Raw genomic sequence first — 20896 nt, 5'->3', positions numbered from 1 at the left:
CTTAAGGGTATTGTTTTCTTGACCCAATACCTGTTGCTGCGCCTTAAGGGTATTATTTTCTTCACTCATCGCGATTAATTGATCTTGCAACAATTGTGTTTGCGCCTTGATTCGAACCTCAACGTTACCTTCAATCGCTTCTCTCTGCTCTCTTAACGCACGTTGATGGTTCTCATTTAGCCACTGCAACTCTTGCTGGATTTGAAGTTCACGCTGTTGCGATTTTTCTTCCAGTTCTTTCATGCGTTCGAATAGTTCAGAAGAAGGGTTTACTAAAATACGGTAGTCTTTGTTTACTTGAATGGTTATAAAATAGTTATACATCATTTTATGCAACCGACTGCCATTCACAGGTCCCCAGTCGCTTTCGTTGAGACGTTTTTCCAGTCCTTTGAAAAATCCCGCAGGAATGCCATTCATAGCCTCTTGAACTAATTGTAAATAGCTATTGGCCTCTTGTTGCCTTTTCACAAAGAGTTGTTGATTATTGAAAATACCTATTAAAGCAACCATTATTTTTTCGAAAAGGTCTTTATTTTCTGAATTAAAACGACTATTTTTTTTATGCCACTCCTGAAGATATTGGTAAACTTCTTTTTCAATTTTACGTAAGAACTCACCTTTAACATCCTTGGTCTTTATTGTTTGCGCGCTCTTTTGTTTCTCTGCTTTATCTTTCCAGAACAATGATTTGTCATAATGTTCGAAACATCCAAATCGATCCTTGAAGATAGTCTTGTGCCAGATTCTAATAAATTCGACCATTGGTAGCACTTAGTAATTCGATCACTTCTTCATCGGTAGTTTGGTTAAAATTTTCATACCATAGCCCTACGGCATAAAAATCGACTGGTTTTAATAAACAGATCACTTCATCAGCCTGTTTTGTCAGTTCCTGATACGTTGTATAGGCTGCAACGGGGATCGCTATAATAATCGCAGCAGGTTTTTGTAAACGTAATGCCTTGAGCGCCACCAATATAGTTGCTCCTGTGGCAACGCCATCGTCTACAAGAATAATTGTTTTGTCTTTCAGAAGAAGGGGAGGGCGATTATTACGATATAAAAGTTCACGTCGGTTTAACTCCTTCTGTTCAGCCTGGGTAACCTGCTCAATTGTTTCTTTGGATAAATTAAGCGAGTCGACAATCTCCTTATTAAAAACAACGATATTGCCTGTGGCAATGGCACCCATAGCCAGTTCCTCATGTTTGGGCACACCTAGTTTTCTTACGATAAAGACATCAAGAGGGACAGTAAGCGATCGAGCGATTTCATAAGCAACGGGAACTCCACCACGAGGTAACGCTAAAACCAGTACATCCTGTTTTCCTTTATATTTTATAAGTTGTTTTGCCAATATCTTACCCGCTTGTCGGCGGTCAGGAAATTTTTTCATTTTTTATACTCCTATTGGAATATTTAGCTCATCATTGAACTCGATTCAGTGAATTTTTTCATAATATCGAGTTGAATAGATGTTTATTAATAAGGTTCTAATAATTTTAGTTCACTGATTATTTATTACACATTTTAACCCATTCTTATTCTCATTCCACAAGCTAATCAGGCTCTTGATGATCTTCGTCATGGTCGTTTTTCTGGTTCAGCTGTGATTACTCTGAGTTAGAACAATTTTCATACTGGACAAATGCGCTATTTTTTTACATCATCGTTTATTTTAATAAGCTAACAGTAAAATAAAGGGCAAGTATGAAAAAGGTAGTTTATGCATTTATCCTGACATTAATGGGAGCAGCAGTGCAATTACATGCTCAACCAGCAAACATAGTGACTATTGATGCGGCGAATCAGAAGGCGATTTTAAAGTATGTTAATCAAGATCGTATCCAGCATGGTTTAAAACCTTTGCAAATGAATAAACTGATGTCGGACGAAGCGGCAAAACATAGCCGTGATATGGCGAAACATCGTATTCCTTTTGGCCACCAATATTTTGGTAAGCGTATTCATCGCTTGTTTGGGCAGATTAAGCTATGTCAGAGTGGTGCTGAAAATGTGGCCTATGCTTATAAAGATGGCAAAGCGGTAGTGATGAATTGGTTAACAAGTCCCGGTCACCGACGGAATATTAGAGGAAATTATAATTTGACAGGGATAGGATTAGCTCGTGATGAAAAGGGAAAAATCTATTACACCCAAATTTTTCTGCGTACAACTAATCCTGTTTATCTGCAAAAATGAATAGTCAATGGGGTAGACGAGTCGTATCGGTGAAGAAAATAGCCCCACAAAGACAAATAAAGTAGATTATGCCAATACTCGCGCAATAAAGAGCAAACACCATATTGCTGTGTGACTTGTATAAAATATTAGCTATTTCTACGCCGATTGCCTGAACGCACATCGCAATCATACTAAGTAAGGCAGATGCGGTTCCTTTGCTCACCGATGTTGAAAATAAAATGAGCCGATTTAAAGGCGCGCTAGCGATTCCCAAACCAAAAAAATAAATAATCAAGCCTGGTATAAGGCTTATAAAATAATCATTGCTAATTAAAGGCAAACCATAGACAACAAGAAGACCGAGTACTAATAGCAAGGAACCAATAAGAAGAATCTTTTTAAGTGAACCATGCCGGGTTAATCGTTGTAAAAACCAGTTACCAAGAATGGTTGCTCCGAATATAGGTAATTGCCATAATCCGTACTGAATGTTGGAAAGTTTGGCATCGGTAACCAGCATTATCGGCGATAAACCTATCCAGGCTACACAGGGTAAACTCATTAACCCTACGGCGAGTGATCCCAATATGAATGACGGATTAACGAGTAATTTTTTATAGTTTGTTGCAACAATTTTGGGTGACAGGGAAATGGAGTGTATTTTTTCGCCGTTACGCTTTGTCTGTCCTATTGGTTCTGGCATGAATTGCCATAATCCCCATAGAGCGAATAATGCAAAAATATCAATTAAAATAAAAATCCATCGCCAGCTGAAATAATCTACAAAAGCGCCGCCCACAAGAGGGCCTGCCAGCGGAGCCAGAATAGCCACGTTAGCCATAATGGAAATTAAGCGTATGGCATCCATTTCAGCAAAAATTTCCTGTAAAGTGGCATAACCGATGACACCAATAAAGCATAACCCCATCCCTTGAAAAAAACGGGCGGCAAGAAACTGGCTCATTGAATTGGAGGATGCAATTAAAGCAGTAAACAGGAAAAAAATCAGTGCACCAGCAATCATAACAGGTCGACGTCCATATCGGTCCGATAGAGGCCCCAGAAATAACTGCAGGCTGGCGCCCCCCATAATATAAGTAGTCAGAGAAGTGGCAATTGCTGATTCCGGGGCATTAAATGAGGAAACGACCTTGAGCATTCCCGGCATGATCATATCGTTGGCGATATACGTAAGAAACTCATAGAGTACAAGAAAAGCTGCAAAAACCATGGCTTGTTTTCGAGTAATGTTAATTAAAGGTTGACCCATGGTTTTCTCTATAATACAAACACATTGTTACAAATTTATAATTATAAATGTCTTATTAATATTTCGCCAGCTTGTTCTAAAAATTATAACAATTATAACTTTGTGCTGAACAAACAGGGATATTCAGTGCACAGATATCCATTTAATCCTGTAATCACCAACGGATCTTCATGTCGGTAATTTGGTATTTTTTGAATTTTTTGTCCGGCACAAAGCGTTTATTCGTTAAGTCCATGATTAAGTTTCGCAATTCCAAATAAAATCGTATAATTGTTTCTTTTTTTATATAGTTTGATAAGCATGAAGCTGTTGCGTGGGCTGGAGAGGGTTTCTTATTTTTCGCAAGGTTGTGTTGCAACTATTGGCAATTTTGATGGTGTGCATCTTGGCCACCAGGCATTACTGGCAGCTCTTCGTGCACAAGCTGATGTGATGCAATTGCCCTTGGTTGTCTTGTTATTTGAACCGCAGCCTGCCGAATATTTTCGTGCTCAACAAGCTCCTGCCCGTTTATCAAGTTTAAGGGAAAAACTCGATATACTTAAATTGTGTAAGGTGGATTTTGTTTATTGCCTTAAATTTAATGAAACCCTGGCTTTAATGTCTGCTCAATCTTTTGCCAGCCATTATTTTTTTTCTTTGTTGCAAGTGAAATATTTATTAATGGGAGAGGACTTTCGTTTCGGCCAGGGACGTTTGGGTGATGTAGGTTTATTAAGAGAAATGGGAAAAACGTGTAATTGGGTGGTAGAGACTTTTGCGGATTTTTCTCCAGGAGATGAACGAATAAGTTCGACTAAAATAAGACAGGCTTTGTCGCAGGGAAATCTTGCTTACGCCACTGAATTATTAGGTCGGCCTTTTAGTTTTTGTGGTCGTGTGATCAAAGGCGATGGTCGCGGCGCGCAGTGGGGGATACCTACCGCAAATTTGAATTTACGACGCTCAGTACTTCCTTTGCGGGGTGTTTTTTGTGTGCGGGTTCAACGTGAAACAGGCGAATATTTAAATGGTGTGGCTAATTTAGGTAGTAGACCTACTGTTGATGGCACCAAAAATGTGCTTGAAATTCATTTAATAGATTTTAATACACCGTTATACGGTGAAATGTTAAAGGTGTTTTTCTTGCACAAATTGCGTGATGAGATTAAGTTTTGCTCAATAGATAACTTGATTGCGCAGATAAATGCTGATATTAATGCAGCCCAGCAATTTTTTATTCATTTGCAGACAGCAGTTCAGATCTGATTTTATAGAGTAGAAATCGATGACAGAATATAAAGAGACATTAAACTTACCAGATACTTCGTTTCCAATGAAAGCGAATCTTCCTCAGCGTGAACCTAAAATGTTAGCTGAGTGGGAAGTTAAGGGTATTTATGAAAAAATCAGGCAGACTCATTCGGGTGAGAAGCGATTTATTTTGCACGATGGCCCTCCTTACGCGAACGGACATTTACACTGTGGTCATGCGCTTAATAAGATTTTAAAGGATATTATAATTAAATCCAGGTCATTGAGTGGTTATGCTGCTCCTTTTGTTCCTGGCTGGGATTGTCATGGTTTACCTATTGAACTGAATGTTGAAAAAAAAGTAGGCAAAGCAGGGATGAAAGTCAGCGCTGCGGTTTTTCGGGAGAAATGTCGCGAGTATGCAGCAAGCCAGATTGCTATCCAACGAGAAGAGTTTAAACGACTAGGCGTGTTTGGTGATTGGGAGCATCCTTATATCACTATGGATTATGCTTATGAAGCGAATATTATTCGCGCTCTGGGTAAAGTGATTGAAAATGGACATTTGCAGCAAGGCTTTAAGCCAGTTCACTGGTGTATCGATTGTGGTTCTGCGTTGGCAGAAGCCGAAGTGGAATATGAAGATAAAACATCGCCCTCCATTGATGTTGCTTTTTTAGCGGTTGATCCCCAGACATTTGTAAAAAAAATAAATAATAATTTATCGGTAAAACCTGTTGTGGTTCCTATTTGGACGACAACTCCCTGGACTTTGCCGGCGAATGAAGCCGTTTGTCTGCATCCTGAGTTGAGTTATACACTCGTTGATACAGGCGAGCGTTATTTTCTTATTGTCAGTGAATTGGTTGCGACAGTAATGGCTCGTTATGGTTTTGAAAACTATACGTCCGTTGCAACATCCCCCGGAAAATTATTCGAAAGGCTTTCTCTACAGCATCCTTTTAATGAGCGAGTAGTCCCTGTAATTTCAGGTGAACATGTGACTACCGACTCAGGTACAGGCTGTGTTCATACTGCGCCGGCGCATGGCCCGGAAGATTATCAGGTAGGACAGGTCTATAATCTGCCTCTCATTAATCCTGTTATGGCTAATGGCTGTTATGCACAGGATGTACCTTTATTTGCCGGCCTTTCAGTTTTGAAAGCGAATGACCAGATTCTTGCTGTATTAGAGGAGCGAAAGACTCTTTTACATCACGAATCAATTCGCCATAGTTATCCTCACTGTTGGCGACATAAAACCGCCATGATTTTTCTGGCAACACCGCAATGGTTTATTGCTATGGATAAAAACGGTTTGCGTGAGTCTATTGCAGCAGAAATTGAAAAAGTAAACTGGGTTCCGGAGTGGGGGAAGGCACGCATTGCCAGTATGGTTGAAACAAGACCTGACTGGTGTATTTCACGCCAGAGAGCATGGGGGACACCTATGCCTCTGTTTGTACATAAAATAACACGAAAACTTCATCCGCGAACGCTTGAATTCATTGAACAGATTGCTATAGAGGTTGAAAAAAAAGGAATAGATGTCTGGTTTGATCTGGATAGTAATGAATTTTTGGGTGCTGATGCAACGGAGTATGACAAAATCAATGATACACTGGACGTATGGTTTGATTCTGGCGTATCTCATTATTGCGTTTTAAAGCAAAATGAGGCGCTTGGCTTACCTGCTGATGTGTATTTTGAAGGGTCCGATCAACATCGTGGATGGTTTAATTCTTCTTTAACGACTGCCGTAGCTATTTATGGTCATGCTCCCTATAAAACGGTATTAACTCACGGTTATACCGTAGATGCTGAGGGTAAAAAACTTTCCAAATCAAAAGGAAATTACATTGCGCTGGATAAGCTGATTAGTCAGCATGGCGCTGACATTTTGCGCCTTTGGGTCTCTTCGACTGATTATCGCCATGAAGTCAGTATTTCCGAGGAGGTTATCAAGCGGAATGCGGATGCCTATCGACGTATTCGTAATACGGCGCGGTTTTTACTGGCAAATTTGTTTGATTTTATTCCTGAAGAACACTGCCTTGAAGCAAGTCAGTTAATTACACTGGACTCCTGGGCTATTAAGCGTTGTCAGGATCTGCAAAATGAAATTATTGAGGCGTATAAAAATTATCAGTTTCATGTGATTTATCAAAAAATACACAATTTCTGTGCAGTTGATATGGGAAGTTTTTATCTCGATATCATTAAAGACAGACAGTACACCACCGCAAAAAATAGTATAGCCCGGCGTTCCTGTCAGACAGCAATGTTTCATATTGTGCAGGCATTAACGCGTTGGCTTGCCCCGATTCTTTCTTTCACTGCGGAAGAAATCTGGCAGGCTCTTCCTGGAAAACGGAAGGAATCAGTATTTCTGGAGCAATGGTATACTGAGTGGCCCGCTATTATCGATGTTGATATGCAATTCTGGCAGCAGATACAAACAATTCGTGATGAAGTGAATAAAGCACTTGAAAGCCAGCGTAAGGAGGGTGTGATTGGTTCTCCCCTGGCTGCAGAGGTGACATTATATGCTGATGGACAAACCCTGTCTTTATTAGGTAAATTAAGGAATGAATTACGTTTTGTATTAATAACCTCGGGCGCTGTTGTTAAACCAATGCACGAATGTCCAAAAGATACACCGCGCAGTGATGATTTAGGTCTTGCTATTTCAGTGAGTGCCAGTTCTCATGAAAAATGTGCGCGGTGTTGGCATCGACGAGAGGATGTGGGGCAGGACTTGCACCATCCTGATTTATGTCAGCGTTGTATTGGTAATATCAGTGGCCATGATGAAGTGAGACATTTTGTATGAAAAAATGGCCTTGGTTTCTCTTGAGTCTTGCAGTTTTGCTGGGTGATCAGCTGAGTAAATATTGGGCTGCTTCAAATTTGGTTCCTTATCAACCAGAACCACTTTTTTCCATGTTAAATTTTACTTTGGCTTATAATACGGGTGCAGCGTTTAGTTTTTTAAGTGGCACAGGTAACTGGCATCGTTGGTTTTTTGCTGGTTTTAGCGTGATCATGAGTCTTTTTTTAATTATATGGCTGTTTCGCTTGCCTCAGAATGCAAAGTTACAGTCTTTGGCGATCAGTTTAATTTTAGGCGGCGCGATAGGGAATCTGTATGATAGGGCAGCCTTTGGTCATGTGATTGATTTTATTGATATTTATTATGAAAATCATCATTGGCCTGTATTTAATTTAGCTGACAGCGCTATTTGTATAGGGGCTTTTTTATTGTTGTTTGACTTATGCAAAAACCCCGGCAGAAAGAGCATTTAAATGTTCACTTTCAGGATTAAGGATGCTTACCGCGGCTACAGCCGGCAGGTTAAGATAGTGTTCCGCTTCATCCCACTCAATTTCTGCTGGAAAAAGACGCAACATAGGTAAGCATTTGTTAAGAGAAGCACAGAAGTCTAAATTTGCAGGATAAGGTCTTGCCTGATGGTAACCCAGAGCCATAACTTGCATCGCTTCAGAAATTGTAGCGATACCCGGCAAATAATTAATGGAATAAATTGAAGCCGTTTGTGCGATAGAGGGCAAAAAACCGGGGCTTGAAACAAAATGTACACCAGCATTATAGCAATCTTCCAGCTGCTGGGTATTTATGATGTTACCAGCACCTACCCGTAAGGCGGGAAAATCCTGTAAAATTTTTTTCAATAGTCCCTGTTCATTGCAGTTAATTTCAATAACAGAAAAGCCAGCATGAGTAATTTGCCTGAGTCTGTCAAATAATAAAGCATCCACGTCAAGCGTTACAATAATTGATTGATTACCAAACAGTTTATCAGTCATCATAATTTATTCGCTAGCGATTCATAATAGTGTTCATGTTAGAAGAGTTATAGTTTCTTAGCAAGTGTTAAAATAACTACTATAAATTATTAGCATAAATGGGTAATTCTTGTGCAGTCAGCCTTCTCTCAAGCAAGGTGATGAGGTAAGTTGAGAATGGATTCCTGTTTTCAGGAATGACTCAGAACAATGTTGAGGTCATCCCTGCGAAAGGCGTCAATTATTTGTCGAATATTAAATTCTCTATTAAACTAAACTAAGCTAACTTAGTTTAGGTGTGCTATGCATCAAGTGAATATTCATGAAGCGAAATCCAATTTATCCAGGCTTATAGAAGAAGCGGTTCAAGGCGAACCATTTATTATTGCGAAAGCAGGAAAACCCCTGGTGAAAGTAACGGCTCTTGCAACACCCACTGGTACAAAGGTTCGTCGCCTGGGGTTTATGATAGGTCAACTTACCATCCCCAAGGATTTTGATAGAATGGGGAGTCAGGAAATAGGAGAGCTTTTTGGTAATAATTCATGAAAATTCTGTTAGATACCCATTTAATTTTATGGGGTCCTTTCTGCTTGTACAGGAGGAAAGACAATAGTGTTAAATGCTCCTTAATTACCTATTGGGTGAGCATTCAATGGCCTTAACTTAAGAGGGTGTCTACATTCCATGGCTTGTCCGGGTAATCCAGAGCGCACGTTAATCCTGCACCGATGTGGTAATAAAAATTGGTCTTAAGTTGACGCCTTGTAATGGGTTAGTAAGATCACAATCCCTACGCTGTGCATAAAGCACAGCACGTAGGGAAAACAGGATCGTTTAGTGTTCAAAAATGAGATGCGTTACCCGACCAGCTAATCGGGTCGGTTTTTCGGTTTCATCGAAAAGGGCGTTGGGGCTGTAGAAGGTTGATTCAGCGTTCTGGAAAGTGGATTGGGGATGGAAGTTACCGCAGGTTTATTGGCAGAGACAGCCAGGCGTTCTAAATTAGCTAATAAAGTATTCATAGTAGTTTGAGGTATGGGTGTATTCGGTTTAATCGAATTAGTGATGGCATCCTGCGCTGCTTTATTGGGCAATGAATTTTTAAGGCGGTCAATTGCTTGCTGGGTAGGATGAGTGCGCATTAATTCCAATATTACTTCATAACTTGGATAGAAGCGTTTGGTTTTTTCTGTTGTTGTTTGTGCTTTAACAACGGGTTTCGGGGTTGGTATATTGGTATTGCTTACTTGTTGCAGCGCAGATTCAGCACTTGCCTGAGCTGCTTGCAGCTGATTAAGTTGATTACTTAAATCTACAAGTTCTTTTTGCATTATTTCACTGCGCTTATACAAGTCTTCTTTTTTTTCATTGCAGGCATTCATTTCAAGACTTTGATTGTGAGCCAGCAGTTGTTTAATGCTTGAAATTTCTGGTTTTCTTTGCTCAAAATGTTGCTGTGCTTTGATTTTTTCTTCAGCGTCCATTGCGCTGAAGTCCTGTCCAGGACGTAATAAATAATAATGACCATTTTCTTTAACAATTTTTTGTTCTTTAGAAAGAATGAAGTCAGCATCTTTAAAAGAATTAACCTGTTGGCCATCCGCATTATAGGCCAGTTTATTTGCTTTAATGACTGCCAGCATATCATTAAGGCCCGCAATTTGCAGGTTATAACCGTTTATTTCAAGCATTAATTCCGCAGCTTCTTCATCTCGGTTATTCATAATTAGCGTATCTATTTCGTCTAACTGAGGATCAATCAGTCGTGTAAGTGTCATAATATTTTCTTCGATTTGATTAATTTTTTCACTGTCAGAAAATTGATTTTCAAGAAGCATATAATGCCCAGCTAATTTTTGCAGATGAGTCGAAAAAGCTTTATATCGCTTATCAATTTGTTCACTTTCTTTTTCAAGAGCATTTAATTCATTTTTAAGTGCTTCTGATTCTTTTATTTTTTCGGCTAAATCGGTTTGAATTAATTGCATTGACAAATCATAGGAAGTACAAATCGTTGAAAGGTTATTAATTTTAATTTGATAGAATTCAGAAGCAGGATTAATTTCCTGGGATGCAGCGAGTTTTCCTCGTTTTAGCATGTCATCAACTTGCTGGCGAGCAGCTTCGTTTAATTTTTTAACATGTTCTTTTTTTCTGTAAAGGGCGGCTAAAAGGAGAGAAGCAAGAAAGCGGTGTCTTCTTGTTTCTTTATCATAAGCTTGCTGGTTTTGCTCAAGTTTAAGCGCAGTGAGTTGTTCTAAAAGATCATGAATAAGCTTTTTAGTGGTGGCGCCTGATGGTGATTTTAAAAAGGCAATGACATCGCCCTCATTTTTTAAGCCATGCTGGCCGAGAATCTGTGTAGTAGTATGATAAGGCGTTACATTTTTTTCTTTGATACTAGAAGATGCTTTAGTGTTTTGAGGTAAGTTATTTGATTCTTCTGACTTCAACCATTTTTTGATTTCATCAGGGGTTACTATTATTTGGCGGTCGTTTTGTTTAAATATCAGACTATCACTATGCGCTTTGGTATCTATTAATTCTATTGGTGTGTTCTTCGCCATAATGACTTCCTTTGTAAAATAGTTAATCCACTGAGGATAGTATATCATACTTATTAAATTGACTATATCATAGTCAACATGTTTTGTCTTGAATCTTAATTCAAGATTTACCAACATTGATCGGCTGTGGCAAGGGGAGTTGTGTCTGAATTCGCAGTAATACCCCTAATACCCAAATTATCAAGTGTAAGCGTTTGGCAATCTTTATCTTCAAAAGCCTGTGTCTTGTCAGGAATAGCCTGCAAGGCAAAAGAGGAGTCCGTTTGGGAAACAATTCTTAAAACATAGCCATTTTGCAAAGAGTGGTTACTCATGATATTACTGGCATTATTTCCTAAAGTGGCTCCTTTATAAGTACGATGTTCAGTAAAATAATGTTCCAGACGGCATGCTAACTCAAGTAAAGCGGTTTGACCTTCAACACGCCTTGTGCGAATAATAGTGCGTTGATAATCAGGGTAAGCAATAGTAATCAGAATACCAAAAATGGCCAGAACAACGATGAGTTCAATAAGAGAAAATCCTTTGTTGGTCATGTAATTTCCTATTAAACAGCTGCGAATGGACTTTTATTGTTGCCCTGCATTCTGGAGGCTTCAGATCCAAATATCAAGTGAAATGAATAAGATAAAATATAAAAAAGTTCTTGCTGGTATCTGCTGGCAATCTGTCAGAGGGGCTGGTAAAATGTGCTAAAAATAAACAGGAAAAAGAGTTAATGACAAGTTATTGTGGTTATATTGCTTTGGTTGGGCGGCCTAATGTTGGAAAATCCACCCTACTTAATCGTATTTTACAGCAGAAGTTAAGCATTACTTCTCGCAAGCCTCAAACAACCCGACATAGCATTTTAGGTATACAGACGGATGGTGATTATCAATACGTGTATGTTGATACACCAGGGATCCATCTGGGTTCATCAAAAAAAGCCATGAATCGTTTAATGAACAAAACCGCTAATGCTGTCCTGCGTGATGTGGACGTCATTGCTTTTTTGGTGGATGGAACCCATTGGAATGATGAAGATGAACATGTGCTTCGTTTGATTGAACAGATTGATGTGCCCTGCATTCTGGTAGTCAACAAAGTAGACAAGATAATCGATAAAACTGAATTATTGCCCTGGTTGAACCAAATAAGCCAACGTCATAAATTTGCTGCTATTATTCCTTTGTCTGCCAAAACGGGAATTCAAGTCGATAATTTGCAGCAGCAGTTAAAGGCTTATTTACCTGAAGGACCTCATTTATTTGCAGATGATCAGTTTACTGACAGGTCTACTCGTTTTCTCTGTGCTGAGTTACTGCGTGAAAAGATTTTCCGTCTCTGCGGACAGGAATTACCTTATTCAACAACCGTAGATATTGAATCTTATAAAGATGAGGGGCAATTAGTTCGTATTCATGCTTTAATTTTGGTTGATAAAGAGAATCATAAACGTATTATTATTGGTAATAAAGGCCAAAAATTAAAAGAAATGGCAACCAGTGCACGTTTGGATATGGAACAACTATTGGGTAAAAAAGTCTTTTTACAATGTTGGTGTAAAGTGAAATCAGGCTGGTCTGATGATGAGCGTTTACTGAAACAATTGGGTTATGACAACTGAAACGTTTGAAGCCTGGCTTCTTCATAAGCGTCCATCAGGGGATACAAGTGCCCAAGCCACTTTTTTTACGCGTGAAAAAGGAATTTTGAATTGTTTGTATAAAGGAGGGCGTACTCCTAAAAAACAGGCTACGTTACAGCCTTTTATCCCATTATGGTTAGCCATTGATGCGCGAAAGGATTGGATTTATGTAAGGCATCTTGAAACGATTGCACACTTGTGTAGCCCCCGGGGTCATTCGCTCTGGGCTGGACTTTATATGAATGAATTACTGTTTTATGCATTGCGTCCAATGGACCCGCAACCAGCCCTTTTTGATGTTTATCTGGGCACTATGCAACAGTTTGTAACTAATCCCGATAAAATAGCAGTCGAAGTTTTATTAAGACGTTTTGAATGGGGTTTGTTATTAGCCTGTGGTTATTCGGTGTCATTTAATGAAGAAGCACGGACTTTTACTCCTATCGTTATTGAGTCTTTTTATCAATTTATTGCTGGTGAAGGTTTTATTGCTGCGGAAAGAGGGTTTACTGGTAAAGATATTCTCGCTTTGGCACAAGGTCAATTGGATAATCTCCATTTGTTAAAAATAGCAAAACTGATTATGCGTCAGTCGATCGATCACCTCTTGGGAGGTAAAGAATTAAAATCTCGCTCTTTTGCACAACGTGTTGCTGTAATGCAAAGAAAATAGTGTTTTTGAGAGCTGTCAATTTAACTTGACAGCTCGGACGGACGTTTCTCAATCTTTAATTGGATTTTTTACCTCGTGCATTGTAAAGGGATAGATCTATAACCCGATCCAATCGACTATTAGCATACGTTACTTTAGCTATAATATAACCCCGGTTATTAGAAATAGCGCCTTCAATCGGTGTACCAGCTACTTCCCAAATGCCTAGCGTGGCAACATCCAAGGCGCCATGTCCTGCAGCGCGAAGATAATTTAAGCCACTTTTTCTGGCAATAGCTCGATAAACTTCCACGACATGGCCATTTTTTTCTTCTCGATGCTCTATTACCTTCATTCCCTTAGAGAGAAAACATTCTTTCGAATTGCAGTTTTTAATATCACTCACTGAAACGCCATCATTTTGCGCTGCTTTATAAACAGCACAACCTGACAAATGTAAGGTTAAGGTGACAGCAGTGAAAAAAAACAAAATTTTTCTTGTTAATTCAAAATATTGCATTACTATTCTCGCTTATAATCTGTTAAAAATTTATCTTAGATTGTTAAATTAACGTATCTTCGGCTTATTTTAAGGCAAATATAAATCAATATACAATTACTATTTGTGATAAGGCTATTTCAATGTATTTTATTTGAAACTATAGTTTTTTTATTATTCAATATTGGTGATTAAAATAAATTCCAGGAACAGGCAGAATCCATTCAACCCCTTCTCTAAAATCTGGCATGTAAATCGCTTATTATAAAAATAATACAGAAACAAGAATATCTTGTACGCTTGTTAAAATTACGATTAAATTTAAAAAATTATAGAAGCCGGTGATATTTAGAGTCATAATTTACCGTCATTGTTTTTAAATGGTGAATAATAGTGATTAAAGAAATTTTACTGGGCGTTAATATTGATCACATTGCCACGGTTAGGCAGGCGAGAGGTACGCGCTATCCTGATCCGGTGCAAGCTGCTATGGATGCAGAAGAAGCAGGCGCTGACGGCATTACTTTACACATGCGCGAAGATTTACGTCATATTCAGGCACGTGATGTAAGGCTTATCAGGCAAGTATTGCAAACACGCATGAACCTTGAGTTGGCAGTAACTGAAGCCATGCTTGATTTTGCTGAAGAAATTAAACCGGAGCATACTTGTCTTGTCCCCGAAAAGCGTGAAGAGCTAACGACTGAAGGTGGTTTGGATGTTGTGGAGAATTATCAGGTTATTGCTACCGCAGTAAAACGTTTACAGGCAATGGGTAGTGAGGTGTCTCTATTCATTGATGCAGATAAAAGGCAGATTGATGCAGCAGTGGCAGTGGGCGCACCGGTCATTGAAATCCATACGGGTTGTTATGCTGATGCAACCAATGAGAATGAACAACGCAATGAGTTAGAGCGAATTAAAGACGCGGCCAGCTATGCGGCGGGGTTAGGTTTGATTGTTAATGCAGGCCATGGTTTACATTATCATAATGTTAAACCAATAGCTGCTATAAAAGAGTTACACGAACTAAACATTGGTCATGCCATTATCGCACGGGCTTTGTTCTGTGGTTTAAAGCAGGCGGTAAGGGATATGCGCCATCTTATGCTGGAAGCGCGAAACTATGGCAAATACTGAAGCAATTGTTATTCGTTTGACCGGTGACTCAGGTGATGGTGTGCAACTGGTGGGAGAGCAGTTAACCATTACGGCTGCTTTAACAGGACGTGATGTGCGTACGCTACCGGATTTTCCAGCAGAAATCAGAGCACCTGCTGGCACAGTAGCTGGTGTTTCCGGTTTTCAGTTAGCAATGGCAGAGCAAGCCATTTTTACTGCCGGCGAAGCATTGGATGTTTTAGTCGCTTTAAACCCCGCTGCATTAAAAAACTCACTGGAGCACTTGAACACAGGCGGAGTACTCATCATTAATGAGGACAGCTTTTCCGAGAAAGACTGGCAAAAAGCGAATCTTGACAGCAGTTTTCTGGATAATGTCGCTGAGCATTATCAAATCATTGCCTTGCCTTTAATTACATTAACATTACAGGCCGTAAATACGCCAGGTATTAGTCATGCACAAGCCAGGAAAGCTAAAAATTTTTATGTTCTCGGATTGGTACTTTGGTTGTTTGATTTACCAACAGATAACTGCGTGGCTTTTATCAATAAAAAATTCAAGGCAAATCCATCCATTGCCAAAGCCAATGAGCTGACCCTTTTGGCGGGTTATAATTATGGAATGACCCTGGAGCTTAGCCGTCGCCAATTTATGGTAGGACAGGTCAATCGAGACAGTGGAGATTACCGTCAGATTACAGGCGTTGAAGCGGTTGCTTTAGCTTTGGCAACACTTGCTGTTAGCACAAAAGTACCCCTGTTTGTTTCCGGTTATCCTATTACGCCTGCCTCGGCTATTTTACACGAATGCGCAAAGCTTGCAGATTATGGCATTCAATTACTACAGGCTGAAGATGAAATTGCAGCGCTTTGTTCGTGTATAGGTGCTGCTTATGGTGGATGTCTGGCGCTCAGTTGTACTTCAGGCCCTGGTCTTGATTTGAAAAGTGAAAGTCTGGGGTTAGCCGTCATGACGGAGCTACCCTTGGTGTTAATCGATGTTCAACGGGCAGGTGCGTCAACTGGTTTACCCACTAAAACAGGGCAGAGTGACCTGCTTCATGCGCTTTATGGGCGTCATGGCGAATCCCCTTTACCGGTTTTGGCTGCTAAATCGTCAGCCGATTGTTTTGATACGATTATTGAAGCCTTTACTTTAGCAATCAAATACATGACTCCGGTCATTGTTTTGCTCGATGCCTATCTTGCCAATGCGGCAGAACCATGGAAAATTCCTGCGTTGGAGTCAATCAACATTCCTGCTGTTCATTTTAACCGCTTTGCAAAACCTTATCAGCGAGATGAAATCTTATCGCGTAGCTGGAATATACCCGGAACACCCGGTTTTATCCATCAGCTTGGTGGTTTAGAAAAGCAGGGGGAAGCAGGACAAGTCAGTTATGATGCAGCCAATCACCAAAAAATGGTTAAACTCCGATCGGAAAAAATTGCCGGCATGATTCGTGATTATCCCGAATTACAAGTGGAGGGCGATCCAAACGCCAATATTTTGCTGGTGGGGTGGGGCAGTACCTATGGGAGTCTTAAAGCAGCGATACAGCAATGTCAGTCAGAAGGGTTATCCATTGCTTTACTTCATTTGCGCCATTTAAACCCTTTACCTGAAAAGTTAGGCACGCTGCTGACTGGTTTTGAAAAAGTTCTGGTTGCTGAATTGAATTCAGGTCAATTATGTCAGCTCCTGCGTGGCCAATATTTGGTGGATGCAAAGTCAATTAGTCAATGTAATGGTCAACCTTTTTCTGTAATCAATCTTGTTAAAGCCATTCAAATGGAAATTAATCATGAATAACAGCTATAAACGCGAGGATTTCACCAATTCTGCTGAAGTACGCTGGTGTCCCGGTTGTGGTGATTATGCTATTTTGGCCGCTTTGCAACGCCTATTGCCTGAATTGGGTTTGGCGCCTGAAAAACATGTTTTTGTTTCAGGAATTGGTTGTGCAGGCAGGTTGCCCTATTATATGAATACCTATGGTTTCCATACCATTCATGGCAGAGCGACCGCTGTGGCTACCGGATTAAAAGCCATGCGCGATGATTTGACAGTTTGGGTTATTACGGGAGATGGTGATGCCTTAAGTATAGGGGGTAATCATCTTATTCATTGCTTAAGACGCAACGTGAATGTCAATATTTTATTATTTAACAACCAGGTTTACGGTTTGACCAAGGGGCAATTTTCGCCGACTTCACAAAAAGGCCAAGTAACAAAAACCTCACCCGACGGAGTGAGTAATGAGCCTGTTAATCCTTTAACTCTAGCCCTTGCAGCAGGTGCCAGTTTCGTTGCTCGTGCTGTGGATAAAGATCCCACTCATTTAGCAACCATTCTACGCCAGGCTTATGAACATCGAGGTTGCTCATTTGTAGAAATCTATCAGGATTGTAATATTTTTAATCATGGTGCCTTTGATGCGTTTGCAGTGAAAACTAATCGTGCTGATAATACCGTTGTATTGAAAGAAGGGGAGCCTTTGTTATTTGGAGCGGCTCAGGAGTGGGCTTTAGCTTCTCATGATGGTGTATTACAACGTGTGATCAATCAAGGGGAAAGTACTTATCGACACACATCCAGTGATTATATGGCAGCTATGCGTTTAGCCCGTCTTAATTTTCCTGAGTTTCCGGTTCCTTTAGGTATCTATTATCAAAAAGAACGGGAAATTTTTACTCTTACAAAACCTTGCAAGAAAACAAAAGAGGATTTGTCTGTATTATTTCGAGCAAGAGCTAACTGGCAACAAGGTGAAAAAATTTAGAGTGTGTCCTCAATCGGTTTATCGGCCGCAAAGAAGAGCGTTAGCGAAGCAACCTGGAACGAAATTTCAATTTAAATCGATCGGCGCTCTAGATTGTTTCACTTTTTTCTAAAAGATAATATTTTGTATCATTTTCCAAAAAAACCAAAGCTCCGAAATTGAGAGCAAGTAACTAACAATCTGGCAACCTAAAAATGAAGTTTTTGTCTTGCGGTTTCTAATAGAGTACGTTGCGGCGTTTTGTAAGTGGCAAAGTCCTTTGTATTTAATGCTGTGATGCCTCTAATTGGGGTTAATAATTCTTTATTCACTTTAGCGGATTGAACCCAGACACAACGAGCATTTTGGTTGTATTTCCCTGTATTATAGTTGCCAGGATTCAAAAGAATAAATTCGTCTGTAAATTTTAATGTTGAAAGGGAACCCCTGTAGGCGACGAGGAAAACACCGGGAATAGCAACATTGTTCATAGATCTCTGGTGTATATATTTATTATGTAACTGTGCATATTCAATAGCTTGATATAAAGAGGTAAATAGCAGCATATCGTCTGATTTCTCGTAGGATGAGAAGGAAGCCCGTATATTAGATATACCCTTCTTAGGGGTAGGCACCTCAACTGGAGCACCTAAAGTATAGAAAAATGAAAGTTTAGGTTCATAGGCCGATTGAAAAAACGCAGATCTACAGGTTTTTCGCCAAGACTGAATAGCGCCATAATTTAAAAAAGAGGCTATATTTTTAATGATCGCGGCATCTGTTGGAAAATTACCTATTGTTGGCAAACTTAAATTAATGTTTGCAGCAAGTTTTTTAATTTTAGCGGTATTTTTTGGATCTTTTAATTCTTCTGGGTTCATCTTGTCAAAAGGATTAAAATAATCGAAAAAACATTCTTGAATTAAAAATTGAATTTGTCTATGTGCAGAAGGCTTTCCTCTTTGATTTTCCTCCATGTTGATACAAATTAATGTTAATTCTTCATAAGAAGAGAAATCAAATTCTTTTTCAAAATCAAGCTTAGGAAATTCAGATTTTTGAGTGTTTTTGTCGTAATAATAATTATGTATTTTTTTGATTATATCTGAAAACCCTGAAAGTTTTATAGATCTCATATAATCTTCTACATATTCCCACCGGGTATTCATAAAGATTTTCGTCACAATATTTTTGCAATCTGATTTTTTTAATTTCGATTGGAGCAAAGGAACAATTAAATCATTATGTATTTTTTGTTTAATGTCGGTGTATAACATGTAATTATTACTTCATTATTAATTAATGAGTAGCAAGTGTACATGATAGTTAGTATTTGATCAAATGCTTGTCGTTTTAGACTCCACTCGCTTTGCGAAGAATTGCTGTTAGCTCGAAATGTGATTATTGAAAGAGAAGAATTATGAACTTTGGCGGAGAGGCAGGGATTCGAACCCTGGGAAGGTTGCCCTTCAACGGTTTTCAAGACCGCCGCTTTCGACCGCTCAGCCACCTCTCCGACAGAGCAGAATACTATATCAATCGCTGAGTCATTGCAAATAGTTTTCATCTGTTTGAAATTCTTTTTTTTAAGGATTTTTCCTTATTCTTATAGTTCGCAAAATTTTAGCGGATGAGTATAATGAGCGCATCGAAATAGTTGTTGTAACAGGTATTTATATGAAACGAATGAAAGCGCTGCTGCTGATTAGCTTATTAATTTCTTTGTCAGCCTGCTCAAAATGGTGGTCGCGTAGTGAAGATGATAATCCTTATCAAGGGATGACTGCCAAACAATTGTTTACTGAATCCAAACAGGCGATAGCTAAAGAACAATATGAAAGTGCTACAAAGCGTTTGGAAGCGTTAGAGTCGATGTATCCATTTAGTGATTATGCAGAAAGTGCTCAAATGGATCTGATTTATGCTTATTATAAAAAAGGGGACTATGCTTCGACGGCAGCAACTGCGGAGCGTTTTATCCATCTTTATCCGCGAGCCAAGCATGTTGATTATGCTTACTATATGAAAGGGTTGGCTAATTTTCAACAAACCAGAGGGGCTTTGGCTTCCACGTTACCTATTGATGAGTCTTGGCGTGATCCGGGTACGCAATCACAGGCTTATTCTGATTTTGCAACGTTGATACAGAAATTTCCAGAAAGTCGTTATAAACCCAATGCCCTGCAACGCATGATTTATTTACGTAATATGTTTGCCCATCGCGAACTGAATACAGCAAAATATTATTATGAGCGTAAAATGTACGTGGCTGCGGCTGAGAGGGCTGGCTTTTTAGTAGAGAATTATCCCCAGGCCCCTAGTGCTAAAGAGGCTTTGGTTATTCTTTATCATGCCAATTCGGCCATGGGTTTGAAAAAAGCAGCCAATGATGCGCTAGCTGTTTATCAGGCCACCTATCATAGCCAGCTTCCTGGCATGCCTGCTACTGGCTAATTAGAATGAAGCAGCCGAGGGGATTAATTTATCTGTTTATATTAGGGTTTTTCTTCCTTTCTTCAGCGTGTGCGTTGTCAGTAAAAGAAGCTCAATTGGTGGAGAAAGGGCATCAACAGTATCGGGCCTGGGTATTAAGCCGAGATTATTTTTTCGGTATGACACGCAAGAAGGACTGCATTAAAGCGTTGGCCTGGCAGTTCGTCTATGTTGGACTTCTGCCTCCTTCCTATCCTCAAAAAGAACAGTTACTTGCCTTCTATAAAGATAATTTATCGTCAACGGAAATTTCCTATGCTAGTCAAATAGCGAAAAATTTGCGCCAACGCCATCATTTACAGCAGCCTTTTAGCGAAGCAGAGTTATCTATTGCCTATGCGTTGCAAGAAGAAACTCAAGAGAGCAATAAAAAAACAGGGGTTGTTGGTCGTGTTTTACCCTGGTTTGGGGTTGAAAAATCTAATATGTTATTGCGTTTAATAGAAAAAAGAAAAGATAACAACACGTCACATTATTCTGCAATTTTTTTAACAGTAACTAATAACGGCCAATTTTACGTAACCGGTTTAAATCCAGGACGTTATGAATTGTTTATTAATACCGCAAACATTCAAGCTACGAAACGATTTTCGATCCGGGAAGGTGAAATTCGAGGTTTATCATTAATTGATTTACGAAAAAAGATTTAGAGATACCTTACACATTCCTTT

Annotated in this window: 20 protein-coding genes and 1 tRNA gene; 12 read left to right on the top strand and 9 right to left on the bottom strand. The window is 39.4% G+C overall.

Going from position 1 to position 20896, the window contains the following annotated elements; all coding sequences use genetic code 11:
* The coding region (locus tag T345_RS15255; RefSeq protein WP_028389589.1) for a hypothetical protein at nt 1–765 on the bottom strand (765 nt) is incomplete at its 3' end.
* Entirely contained in the window at nt 749–1399 is a 651-nt protein-coding gene (locus T345_RS0112215; RefSeq protein ID WP_028389588.1) for a phosphoribosyltransferase, read from the bottom strand. The genes T345_RS0112215 and T345_RS15255, both read right to left, overlap by 17 nt.
* A 314-nt stretch (nt 1400–1713) precedes the next feature.
* Here T345_RS0112215 and T345_RS14350 point away from each other — a divergent pair, with 314 nt between their 5' ends.
* Nucleotides 1714–2205: a CAP domain-containing protein gene (locus tag T345_RS14350; protein ID WP_035919025.1), complete on the top strand. Its 492-nt coding sequence runs from the start codon at nt 1714–1716 to the stop codon at nt 2203–2205.
* A 4-nt stretch (nt 2206–2209) separates the two neighbouring features.
* On the opposite strand, the gene T345_RS0112205 is transcribed toward T345_RS14350, so the two are convergent.
* Nucleotides 2210–3457, bottom strand: a complete 1248-nt coding sequence (locus tag T345_RS0112205) for an MFS transporter (protein WP_028389587.1) — start codon at nt 3455–3457, stop codon at nt 2210–2212.
* A gap of 300 nt (nt 3458–3757) precedes the next feature.
* On the opposite strand from T345_RS0112205, the gene ribF reads away from it, so the two are divergent.
* The 3 genes from ribF to lspA are packed head-to-tail and all read left to right on the top strand — an operon-like array spanning nt 3758 to nt 7996.
* Nucleotides 3758–4705: a bifunctional riboflavin kinase/FAD synthetase gene (gene ribF / locus T345_RS0112200; protein ID WP_028389586.1), complete on the top strand. Its 948-nt coding sequence runs from the start codon at nt 3758–3760 to the stop codon at nt 4703–4705.
* A gap of 19 nt (nt 4706–4724) precedes the next feature.
* Nucleotides 4725–7523, top strand: a complete 2799-nt coding sequence (ileS, locus tag T345_RS0112195) for an isoleucine--tRNA ligase (protein WP_028389585.1) — start codon at nt 4725–4727, stop codon at nt 7521–7523.
* Nucleotides 7520–7996, top strand: coding sequence for a signal peptidase II (gene lspA / locus T345_RS0112190; RefSeq protein ID WP_028389584.1), 477 nt, complete (start codon nt 7520–7522; stop codon nt 7994–7996). Before ileS ends, lspA begins: the two co-directional genes overlap by 4 nt.
* Here the strand turns inward: lspA and T345_RS0112185 are convergent.
* Nucleotides 7964–8521, bottom strand: a complete 558-nt coding sequence (locus T345_RS0112185; protein WP_028389583.1) for a multidrug DMT transporter permease — start codon at nt 8519–8521, stop codon at nt 7964–7966. The genes lspA and T345_RS0112185 overlap by 33 nt on opposite strands.
* 279 nt (nt 8522–8800) lie before the next feature.
* Between T345_RS0112185 and T345_RS0112180 the strand changes: the two genes are divergently transcribed.
* Complete coding sequence (locus tag T345_RS0112180; RefSeq protein WP_028389582.1) at nt 8801–9046, top strand: type II toxin-antitoxin system Phd/YefM family antitoxin; 246 nt, start codon at nt 8801–8803, stop codon at nt 9044–9046.
* Nucleotides 9047–9369: 323 nt separating this feature from the next.
* On the opposite strand, the gene T345_RS0112175 is transcribed toward T345_RS0112180, so the two are convergent.
* On the bottom strand, nt 9370–11067 hold the full coding sequence (locus T345_RS0112175) for a hypothetical protein (RefSeq protein ID WP_028389581.1): 1698 nt from the start codon (nt 11065–11067) through the stop codon (nt 9370–9372).
* Between the two features lie 107 nt (nt 11068–11174).
* Nucleotides 11175–11603 carry a type IV pilin protein gene (locus T345_RS14680; RefSeq protein WP_051555266.1) on the bottom strand — a complete coding sequence of 143 codons (429 nt, stop codon included), beginning with the start codon at nt 11601–11603 and terminating at the stop codon, nt 11175–11177.
* 182 nt (nt 11604–11785) lie between these two features.
* Here T345_RS14680 and era point away from each other — a divergent pair, with 182 nt between their 5' ends.
* Nucleotides 11786–12676, top strand: a complete 891-nt coding sequence (gene era, locus T345_RS0112165; RefSeq protein WP_028389580.1) for a GTPase Era — start codon at nt 11786–11788, stop codon at nt 12674–12676.
* Nucleotides 12666–13370: a DNA repair protein RecO gene (recO, locus tag T345_RS0112160; RefSeq protein ID WP_028389579.1), complete on the top strand. Its 705-nt coding sequence runs from the start codon at nt 12666–12668 to the stop codon at nt 13368–13370. The genes era and recO overlap by 11 nt, the downstream gene beginning before the upstream one ends.
* A gap of 55 nt (nt 13371–13425) precedes the next feature.
* Here recO and T345_RS14340 read toward each other — a convergent pair whose 3' ends face one another.
* Entirely contained in the window at nt 13426–13869 is a 444-nt protein-coding gene (locus T345_RS14340) for a hypothetical protein (protein WP_051555265.1), read from the bottom strand.
* 372 nt (nt 13870–14241) lie between these two features.
* On the opposite strand from T345_RS14340, the gene pdxJ reads away from it, so the two are divergent.
* The 3 genes from pdxJ to T345_RS0112140 are packed head-to-tail and all read left to right on the top strand — an operon-like array spanning nt 14242 to nt 17753.
* Nucleotides 14242–14988: a pyridoxine 5'-phosphate synthase gene (pdxJ, locus tag T345_RS0112150; RefSeq protein WP_028389578.1), complete on the top strand. Its 747-nt coding sequence runs from the start codon at nt 14242–14244 to the stop codon at nt 14986–14988.
* Nucleotides 14975–16783, top strand: a complete 1809-nt coding sequence (locus T345_RS0112145) for a 2-oxoacid:acceptor oxidoreductase subunit alpha (protein ID WP_028389577.1) — start codon at nt 14975–14977, stop codon at nt 16781–16783. The genes pdxJ and T345_RS0112145 overlap by 14 nt, the downstream gene beginning before the upstream one ends.
* Entirely contained in the window at nt 16776–17753 is a 978-nt protein-coding gene (locus T345_RS0112140) for a 2-oxoacid:ferredoxin oxidoreductase subunit beta (RefSeq protein WP_028389576.1), read from the top strand. Before T345_RS0112145 ends, T345_RS0112140 begins: the two co-directional genes overlap by 8 nt.
* A 188-nt stretch (nt 17754–17941) precedes the next feature.
* Here the strand turns inward: T345_RS0112140 and T345_RS0112135 are convergent, their stop codons facing one another.
* Together T345_RS0112135 and T345_RS0112130 are read right to left on the bottom strand one after the other, a co-directional pair.
* Nucleotides 17942–19009, bottom strand: coding sequence for a hypothetical protein (locus T345_RS0112135; RefSeq protein WP_028389575.1), 1068 nt, complete (start codon nt 19007–19009; stop codon nt 17942–17944).
* A 151-nt stretch (nt 19010–19160) separates the two neighbouring features.
* Nucleotides 19161–19248 (bottom strand) — tRNA-Ser (locus tag T345_RS0112130).
* Between the two features lie 161 nt (nt 19249–19409).
* Here T345_RS0112130 and T345_RS0112125 point away from each other — a divergent pair.
* Together T345_RS0112125 and T345_RS0112120 are read left to right on the top strand one after the other, a co-directional pair.
* The gene (locus tag T345_RS0112125; protein ID WP_028389574.1) at nt 19410–20186 is read left to right on the top strand and encodes an outer membrane protein assembly factor BamD; all 777 of its coding nucleotides are present in this window, start codon (nt 19410–19412) and stop codon (nt 20184–20186) included.
* A gap of 5 nt (nt 20187–20191) precedes the next feature.
* Complete coding sequence (locus T345_RS0112120; protein ID WP_028389573.1) at nt 20192–20875, top strand: hypothetical protein; 684 nt, start codon at nt 20192–20194, stop codon at nt 20873–20875.
* Nucleotides 20876–20896: the final 21 nt, after the last annotated feature.

The organism is Legionella fairfieldensis ATCC 49588, assembly GCF_000621525.1.
GTDB classification, from domain to species: domain Bacteria; phylum Pseudomonadota; class Gammaproteobacteria; order Legionellales; family Legionellaceae; genus Tatlockia; species Tatlockia fairfieldensis.
The sequence above is the reverse complement of the archived record's forward strand: the minus strand, read 5'-3'. Positions and strand labels throughout refer to the sequence as shown.